This window comes from Polaribacter sp. 11A2H, assembly GCF_011379025.1.
Classification (GTDB): Bacteria; Bacteroidota; Bacteroidia; order Flavobacteriales; family Flavobacteriaceae; genus Polaribacter.
Map to the genome: position 1 here is coordinate 198,727 of NZ_WTLD01000007.1, position 8,091 is coordinate 206,817.

Here is an 8,091-nt window from a genome sequence, read left to right on the forward strand (position 1 = left end):
CTAAAATAAAGAAAGAAAAGAAAAAGAGCTCAATAAATTGAGCTCTTTTTAAGTAAACAGGGGACTTAATTTACAGTTGATATTTTACTCTAAGACTAATAAATCTTGGTAAAATAAAAGTTTCATTTATTGTAAAAGCTATATTACTTGTATTTACAGATGCTCTAGAACCAGAAGCTAAAAGATTGCTTCCTACTAACTCATACTCCCATTTTGCATCTTTATCTTTTCTATAGGCAAAAGTAGCATCTAAACTTTGAAAAGTATTTGCAACTACTCCGTCTTGTTTTACTTCATTGTAAGAAAAATCTGAACGAATCGTTAACGATTTCCAAACATAGGCGTCAAAACTAATAGAAGGTGCATTAGTAACACCTTTTACAATAGCATTTCTAGAACTGTTATCTTGGTCTGATAAACTTAATCTATATCCTAACGATACATTTGGAGCCTTATTAAAATTGGTACTTACACTTGCAGAATAACTTTGAGAAAATAATTTATTTGTATTAAACTCATCATTTAAAGACTGAAATGTTTTACTATAACCATAATTAGCTCCTAATGATGTTTTGATCTTATTAAACGTTTTACCAACTCTTGCAGAACCCGTAAAACTCTCATTATCGAAAGGTGAATTTAAAGAAGTACTCGTAGAAACAACAGAACCTGGTTCAAAAATTGTATTTGAGTTAATTTGATCTATCGTTTTTTTGTAATTAAGTCTCGCAAATACATTTGTGTAATTAAATAAGTTAAAGCTAGAGTAATTTAAATTCACATTATGTAAATGTGCATTAGTCAACTCGTGGTTACCATAATAAAAAGAACTATAACTATTTGCTACAATACCTTTTGCAAGCTGATTTACATCTGTAAAATTAACTTCCTGTTTGTAAGAAAACTGTAAAGATTCACTTTGTTTAAACTGTGCGATTATAGACAATTCTGGAAAGAATTTTTGAAATTGATCTTCAAAAATTTCTGTTCCATATTGTGTATTTTGCACATCATACGCATGCAAAGTAAAACCAGGAGTAAAAGTAAAAATACCTGCTTTTAAACGATATCTTAATCCTGCATAAATATCAGAAAAACCATATTCTGTATCGTTTGTAAATGATCTCGCATCATCATCTTCAGGAATAGTTCCTGTTGGAGTAGATTCGCTACCATCATCTAAAATTTGAAAAAACTTAGAATCGAAGGCTTGCTTACTTTGTATGGTACCAACTACAAAGTTTAAATTACTCTTATCATTTAAAATATTATAGTAATCTAACTTTACGTCTAATTGATTCGACTTTACACGTCTGTCTTGTTCTAATGTGTAATACTCGTTAGTTGCACTTGGCTCTGTAAAACCTAAAGTTTCTGCCTCATCAACATAATTATCTTTGTCTAAAGACGCTACGTAAAAAGGATCTTCATCTTGTAATAAATGTTTTGCTTCTAATGCAAAGATATTTTTTTCATTTGCCGTATAGAAATAACTAAAATTTTGATTGATCGTATAAGGTGTTGCTTTTTCATCTTCAGTAATATTTCCTAAAACATTAGACACAACATCATCTTTTCTAAATTCGTTTGTAAAACGACCAATTAAATCATAATTAAATTGCTTTCTTGCATTTTGCTTATATCCAGCACTCAATTTAATTAGTCCTGTATTACTTGTTTGATCTGTTTTGCTCTCGGTATATTCATCTGGTGTCTCAGCATCTATATAATCTGTATCTACATTATTTTGTTGTCCGTTGCTATTACTAGAGAATATTAAAAATCCGCTTAAATCTAGTTTTGTTGTTGGTGAATAACTAAAATTCATAGCCGTTAACTTGGTCTCTATTCTGTTTGCGTTTCTAGCATTTGCAGTTAAAAAACCAATACCAGCACTTGCCAAACTTAAGTTGGTTCCGTTAGACGGACTTTGGCTCCTAAAACCACCACTAAAACTTCTAATATCTCCCCTATCTAAAACAACTTCTCCCATATTATTTACATCACCAATAACGTTAATCGTGTATTTTGGAGAGTAATAAAATAATTTTGGTTGTAATAAATATAAGGTTTCATCTGGCGCATTTCCTGCTCCAGCAGTTATATCACCAAACCAGAAATTCTTTTTTCCTTCTTTTAACTTAATATTTATGGCAACTCTATCTTGATTGTTTTGTACACCACTAAGCTGACTAACATCTGCATAATTTCTTAAAACTTCAATTTTATCTAATGCGTTAGAAGGAATATTTTTGGTAGCCAATTTTGTATCACCATCAAAGAAATCTTTACCATCGATCATTATTTTTTCTACAGTTTTGCCTTCTACCTCAATTTCTCCATTATCATTAATTTCTACACCTGGTAATTTCTTTAAAACATCTTCTAGTTTTCTTTCGGTACCATTTTGAAAAGAATCTGCATTGTACACAATTGTATCTCCTTTTACAGTAACCGGCATTTTAGAAACAATATTTATACCGTCTAATGCATTGTCAAAAGCTAACATTACATTTGTAACAATATCATCTGACTTAGTTTCTAATGTATAATCTGCAGACAGCATACCTACATAACTTATTTTTAATAAGATAGTAGCATTTTTTGCTACATTTAATTTATAAAAACCTTTTTCATCTGTAAAACCGTAAGATGCCATTTTATTTGTAACCTTATCTATAGCTAATACATTTGCCATTTCTAGAGGTTCACCAATACTATCTTTAACAATACCTGTTAATTTTACTTGGGCATGCGCAACAACTGTAACCATAAAAATGGCTAAGAATATTATTTTTTTCATTCGTTAAAGTTGAATTCTAATTATTTTTTTGATTTAGTTACGTCCACCACCACGGTTACCACCTCTACCTCTATTTTGAAAGTTTTGTCTTAATTCTTCCATTTTTTTAGTAACAGTTTCTGTGTATTTTTCTCTTGTAATCTTTTTACCTTTTGATGGTGCTTCTATCGCTTCTTTTTCTGAAGGATTTAATACAATTTCTGTACACAAAGTAGTAGTAGTTCCTTCATTTATTTCTAAAATTAAACCAGGTAAACCCCAATACTCTCCAGGACCATTACTTACGGGTACTTGTGGCGTATACCAAGCAGTAACTAATATTTGTTTTACTTCTTTTATTTCTTCTTTCTTTTCTGCTTCCTCACCTCTTCCTGGTCTTCTAAAGTTAGAAAAATCTAAAGGGTTTGCATCTTTAAGCAATGTTGCTTTATAACAAAGGTAACTACCAATTTGTTTGGTTTCTGCTCCTAACTCCCATTGTGGTTGTTCCATTTTATCAGAAACTAAAAACTTTTTTCCAAAAAACTCGGTAGCTTCTAATGCCACTTTATCTTTCGTATTTTTATATTGTGTTCCTCCACTAGTAAAACCACCAAATCCTTGTCCTCTTCCGCCGCCACCTGTTGTTGGTGCTTCCAATTTTTCGTCTTCTTTATAAAGAGATGAACTTTTATCAAAATTTAAAATAAATGTTTTTTCTAACTGAGATTTCATTCTTGCTTGAAGCTGTTTTTTTCTTGCTTCAGAAAGTTGTTCTCCACCTCGTGCAAAATTATTTAAGTCTATAGAAGTCTTAGACATATAAGTTGCTTTTCCCTGAAAATTTTGTTGTCCAAAAACAACAACAGTTACAAATGTTAAAATAATAGTAAATAGTGGTTTCATATATTTATATTTTTCTGTGTAATAGATGCTTGTTACATTTATTAAGACTTTAAAAAAAACCAAAAGTTTAATTACATTTAAAACAAATTTTAAATACTTACTTTTTAGATAGAAAAACTTGTTATTAAAACTTACAATCTATCCTCTCTTTTAAACCTTAGTTCTAATTAATTTAAGGTTAGATTTCTACCTATTTTAAACTTAAAACACATAAATATTTAAAAAATAATTTTTACCTTTTAAAGAATCTCTATTAGAAATTTTAGTTATAAATTAACTTGTTCACCTTTTCTATTTATTATTTTACCTATTTTTGCTACTCTGTTTAATCTTATTAGAATTTAATTTATGCACGTTGCAATTGCAGGAAATATTGGCGCAGGTAAAACCACGCTAACCAAATTATTAGCCAAACATTACAAATGGAAACCTCATTTTGAGTCTGTTGATGAAAATCCGTATTTAGACGATTTTTATACACAAATGGAACGTTGGTCTTTTAATTTACAAGTTTATTTTTTAAATAGTCGTTTTCGTCAGATTTTAGAATTAAGAGAGTCTGGTGAAAATATTATTCAGGATAGAACTATTTATGAAGATGCGCATATTTTTGCTCCTAATTTACACGCTATGGGTTTAATGACTAATAGAGATTATAGTAATTATAGCTCTTTATTTGAATTAATGGAAAACCTTGTAACTCCACCAGATTTATTAATTTACTTACGTGCAGACATTTCTACCTTAGTTGGACAAATACATAAACGTGGCAGAGATTATGAGAATTCTATTAGTATCGATTATTTAAGTAGATTAAACGAACGTTATGAAGCTTGGATATCTACTTATACAAAGGGAAAATTATTAATAATTGATGTAGATAATTTAGATTTTGTAGACAATCAAGAAGATTTGGGATATATTATAGATAGAATAGACGCTCAAATAAACGGGCTTTTTTAGTAGAAAATAGTGATTTTCGTTTTACATAAATCACAATTCAAGAATCTCCAAAGCAAAGCCTTGTGAGACTTTTATAAAAAATAAAAGAGACCGTTTTCACGGTCTCTTTCTTTTTGTGATATTTCACACAGATGATAGTACGTCCCCCAACGTCCTATCAAAATCTTAAAAAACAATTAATTAAATACTTCTATTTGATTGTCTACTATTTCTTTTATTGGAATAATTACTTTTCCTTTTTCGGTAATTAATACTACACAAATATTATCTATTATAGCAACCACACCCTCTACTCCATTCATCTTAACTTTATCTCCTTCTTGTATATTTTTTCTAGTATAATAACCAAATAATAATCTCTTTATTACATCTCTAGAACCTAAACCAAAAGCAATGGTAAAAGATGCTAAAATTGCTCCTAGAATTATAGAAAGGTTGCTTGTAATTAAATCTGTATTAACACCTGCTTGGTTTAAAGCTGTAACAGTAACTATTATTGCTATTAAATAGAAAGCAATATTACCCACTAAACTACCACCAGTTAGCTCTAAAGATTTAAACATAGAAAACAAAGTTTTCTTTACTAAGTTAGCTATGTAAATACCAACTGCAAAAATAACAAGTGCACTAATTAACTTTGGTAAATACCCAATTAAATTACTTAATTGTTCAGAAACCATTCTTAAACCTAACAACTCTGCACCTACTATTATAAAAAGTAGAATTAAAACCCATTTAATAGCAGTTATAATTATTTTTGTAGGTTGAATTTTTAAAGATGATTCTCCAAAAATTTCATCTACATGTAGTTTTTCTGGCAGGCTATCTAATTTGGTATAACCCAATGCTTTTTTAATAATATATAATAATAGCTTTATTAAAAGCCATCCTATTATTAGAAAAAGAAGTCCTTTTAATAATTGTGGTAAAAAATCTGTAAAATTGTTCCAAAGTTTTTGTAGAAAACTAAAATCGATATTAGAATTTAGTACTAGTAATTTGTTTATCATTATTTTTAGCTTTTAAGATTAGAGTTATTATCATTACTCAAAAAATCTCCAATTGTCTTAGGGTATTTCACTAAAAATAAATCAGCAATATCTAGGGTGAATTTAATCATCCCAATATCGCTTAGTACTTTTTCTTTTAGAACCTTAGGCACACTATGGTGGTGTATAATTCTCTTAAAAGGATTGCTCATAACTATAACTCTTCATACGTTTTTACAACTTTTTGTTTTGCTCTTTTAATTCTCATCTTAACAGCACTTTCTCCAAGGTTTAAAGAATCTTGAATCTCTTTAATTGTCATATCATCTTGATATTTCATTAAAAGAATCATCTTTTCTGTTGGATCAATTAAAGACAATGCTTTTGCTAGTTTTTCAGATTTTAACTCAAATAAAGTTAAATCATCAATTTCTTGCGAAACATCATCATCTTGTATATTATCTGTAACAACCGTAATCTTTTCTTTCTTTTTAAAATCATTTCTTTGTACATAATTTACACAGAAATTATACGTAAAAGAATACAACCAAGTAGAAAACTTAGAGTTCCCTTTAAAGGTCTTTAATTTTACAAATAACCTGATAAAAACATCATGTGTTAAATCTTCTGCTTCTTCCTTATTTTTGGAAAAACCATAACATTTGTTATAAACAACTTTAGAAAACCTATCATATAATATTGCAAACAATTGTGTGTTGTTTGTTTCTATTATTTTAAAGATTAAATCCTCGTCGCTTAAAGCTTTAACGTCTATCGTTTTCAATTCAGTTATTATTTTGACACAAATAAACTCGATAGGTCACAATTAAATTTAAAAAAAAAGCTCAGTTGCTATTTTAGTTCGGTGAATGGTAAAAAATATACTTTAAAAAAAAATATGAATCTTTTTGTAACATTTTATTAAATATCAACGTATAATAAAATGTAGCAATACATTAATCCTTTAAAAAGTCATAGAGAATTAGATGAGACAACTTAAAATTACCAAGCAGGTTACTAATAGAGAAACCGCATCGTTAGATAAATACTTACAAGAAATAGGAAAAGTAGACTTAATTACTGCAGATGAAGAAGTAGAATTGGCACAGCTTATTAAAGCTGGAGACCAAAGAGCTTTAGAAAAATTAACGAAAGCCAATTTAAGATTTGTGGTATCTGTTGCAAAACAATATCAAAATCAAGGATTAACTTTACCAGATTTAATTAACGAAGGAAATTTAGGTTTAATTAAAGCTGCAAAACGTTTTGATGAAACGCGTGGTTTTAAATTTATATCCTATGCCGTTTGGTGGATTCGTCAATCTATCTTACAAGCATTAGCAGAGCAATCTAGAATTGTACGTTTACCGTTAAATAAAATTGGTTCTATCAATAAAATTAACAAAATGTACGCTTTCTTAGAGCAAGAAAATGAAAGACCTCCAAGTCCGGAAGAAATTGCTAAGAAATTAGACATGACTGTGAATGACGTAAAAGAATCTATGAAAAATTCTGGTCGCCACGTATCTATGGATGCACCATTAATTGAAGGAGAAGATTCTAACTTATATGACGTTTTAAACTCTGGTGAGTCTCCAAACCCAGATAGAGTTTTATTACACGAATCTTTAAGAATAGAAATTAACAGAGCCTTAGAAACACTTACTCCAAGAGAGGCAGATGTTGTAAAATTATACTTCGGTTTAGGTGAGCACCAACCAATGACTTTAGAAGAAATTGGTGAAACTTTCGATTTAACTCGTGAGCGTGTTCGTCAAATTAAAGAAAAAGCAATTAGAAGATTAAAACACACCTCTAGATCTAAAATTTTAATGACATACTTAGGATAGAGGTCGCAGACCTCTTTTGGTATCTCACTCTTGCTTGTAAAAGGCGTGAAGCATATATAAACTCTCAAATTCATTTTTGGGAGTTTTTTTTTTGAAGCTATTTCCTGCTTTCCGCTATATCTTTTTTGTAAAAACAAAAAAGGATGCCACTTCAATCAGGGCTAAACTTGTTTATAAGCTTATTCCCTTTTTACAATGACCTCCTTTTAATTTTTGTAAGAATACTAATGGTATAAAACAGCAAGCATCCAAAGAATGCAATAGTCTGGATGCAATAGTGGAATAACAGGTAGAATTCAAAAAAACAACTTTCCCAATGCCGGTGGGAGCGTCTCGTTCGTACCCATGAATCAGTTGTAAAAAGAGAAAAATAATATGATCGCTTTCAAAGAAGTAGTTGTATTGGCACGAGCGGGACGCTCGCGCTAGCGGAAGCTAACTATTTTAATTTACTTTCCCAATGCTGGTGCGAGCGTCTCGCTCATACCTCATGAATCAGTTATAAAAAGAGAAAAATAGTATCATCCCTTTCAAAGAAGTAGTTGTATTGGCACAATCGGGACGCTAGCGCTAGCGGAGGCTAACTATTTTAATTTACTTT

The 8,091-nt window shown here is 29.8% G+C and carries 7 protein-coding genes; 2 read left to right on the plus strand and 5 right to left on the minus strand.

Annotation, left to right across the window (positions count from 1 at the left end; all coding sequences use genetic code 11):
- Positions 1-70: 70 nt before the first annotated feature.
- Positions 71-2,803: a TonB-dependent receptor gene (locus GQS58_RS11225; protein WP_166385876.1), complete on the minus strand. Its 2,733-nt coding sequence runs from the start codon at positions 2,801-2,803 to the stop codon at positions 71-73.
- A gap of 33 nt (positions 2,804-2,836) precedes the next feature.
- Positions 2,837-3,688, minus strand: a complete 852-nt coding sequence (locus GQS58_RS11230; protein WP_166385877.1) for a GLPGLI family protein — start codon at positions 3,686-3,688, stop codon at positions 2,837-2,839.
- 348 nt (positions 3,689-4,036) lie between these two features.
- Here GQS58_RS11230 and GQS58_RS11235 point away from each other — a divergent pair, with 348 nt between their 5' ends.
- Positions 4,037-4,651, plus strand: coding sequence for a deoxynucleoside kinase (locus GQS58_RS11235; protein ID WP_166385879.1), 615 nt, complete (start codon positions 4,037-4,039; stop codon positions 4,649-4,651).
- Positions 4,652-4,827: 176 nt separating this feature from the next.
- Here the strand turns inward: GQS58_RS11235 and GQS58_RS11240 are convergent, their stop codons facing one another.
- The 3 genes from GQS58_RS11240 to GQS58_RS11250 are packed head-to-tail and all read right to left on the minus strand — an operon-like array spanning position 4,828 to position 6,424.
- A complete protein-coding gene (locus GQS58_RS11240) occupies positions 4,828-5,661 on the minus strand; it encodes a mechanosensitive ion channel family protein (RefSeq protein ID WP_166385881.1) in 834 nt (277 codons plus the stop codon).
- A gap of 5 nt (positions 5,662-5,666) precedes the next feature.
- Positions 5,667-5,852: a hypothetical protein gene (locus GQS58_RS11245; RefSeq protein ID WP_166385542.1), complete on the minus strand. Its 186-nt coding sequence runs from the start codon at positions 5,850-5,852 to the stop codon at positions 5,667-5,669.
- A gap of 2 nt (positions 5,853-5,854) precedes the next feature.
- Positions 5,855-6,424, minus strand: coding sequence for an RNA polymerase sigma factor (locus tag GQS58_RS11250; protein WP_166385883.1), 570 nt, complete (start codon positions 6,422-6,424; stop codon positions 5,855-5,857).
- A 202-nt stretch (positions 6,425-6,626) separates the two neighbouring features.
- On the opposite strand from GQS58_RS11250, the gene GQS58_RS11255 reads away from it, so the two are divergent.
- Positions 6,627-7,490, plus strand: a complete 864-nt coding sequence (locus GQS58_RS11255; protein ID WP_015482077.1) for an RNA polymerase sigma factor RpoD/SigA — start codon at positions 6,627-6,629, stop codon at positions 7,488-7,490.
- The last annotated feature ends 601 nt before the right edge of the window (positions 7,491-8,091 follow it).